This is a genomic window from Spiroplasma sp. hy2, assembly GCF_044714365.1.
Taxonomy (GTDB): Bacteria; Bacillota_I; Bacilli_A; order Mycoplasmatales; family Mycoplasmataceae; genus Spiroplasma; species Spiroplasma phoeniceum.
The window spans coordinates 1-991 of the sequence record NZ_RXFZ02000265.1 but is presented as its reverse complement, the minus strand read 5'-3'; the positions used below and the strand labels follow the sequence as shown (position 1 = coordinate 991).

The following is a 991-nucleotide window of genomic DNA, read 5'->3' as shown; positions in this document are numbered from 1 at the left end:
TWTTTTATTCTCAATTAAGTGAATCTATTGAAACAGTATAGTTAACATTTACATTATTAGTATAAACATTTTTATCAGCGGAAGTGATTTTTGCACTACTGTTAGTAATATTCTCAACGTTGATTTTTGTAATATTTAAGTCGTTATACATTTCTTTTAGTTTATTTTTAATTTGTTGTTTTGTTGGATTAGATAAATTTTCAGTTTTAAATTCACCTAAATTAGTATTAGTAATAATTTCAGTTAAATTAGTATTACTTATAAAAAAAACATCTACTGTATCTACAAAAATATTTGGATATTTATAACTTAATCTTGCACTTATACGTGTTATATCATTAATTTCGATATTTAATAATAAATTTTGATTTTTATCAAAAATATTATTTTTTTCTTTTAGTTTATCTTTAATTTCTTGTTCAGAAGGTAAATCAATTCCATTAGTTCTAATTGAACCTAAATTAGTATTTGTAATAAATGATTTTAATGAAATAATATATTTAACATTTACTTCACCACTATAAAAATTGTTATCAGAAGAATTAATAGTTGCTCCGTTATTAGTAATTTTTTCAACTTTAATTTTATTAATATCTAAATTAGGATTTAATTTTTTTAACCGATCTTTTAATAACTGTTCTTCGGGTAATTTAATTCCATCAGTAATAATTACCTCTAAATTGGTTTTTGTTATTATTTTTGTTAAATCAAAAGATTTATCAACTATAAAATTAATTGTTTTTTGACCACTAAAACCATTTATAGTTATTACTGCGCTATTTTCAGTAATATTTGTAACATTAATGCTATTAATATTTACTTGGGAATTTAATTCTTTTACTTTTTCTTTGATTTGTTGTTGAGAGGGTTTGTCAACTCCATTAGTTTTAAATATATGTTTAGAATTTACTGAATTTCTTTTATTTCTGCTTATATTTAAACTTGTTCAATTTAATTCAGATAAATCTTTAATATTATTTTTTTGATAARW

1 pseudogene is annotated in these 991 nt (G+C 20.2%); it reads right to left on the bottom strand.

The window, feature by feature from the left end:
- Positions 1-4: 4 nt before the first annotated feature.
- Positions 5-991 (bottom strand): annotated as a pseudogene (locus EHV01_RS05945) (hypothetical protein); the annotation flags it as partial.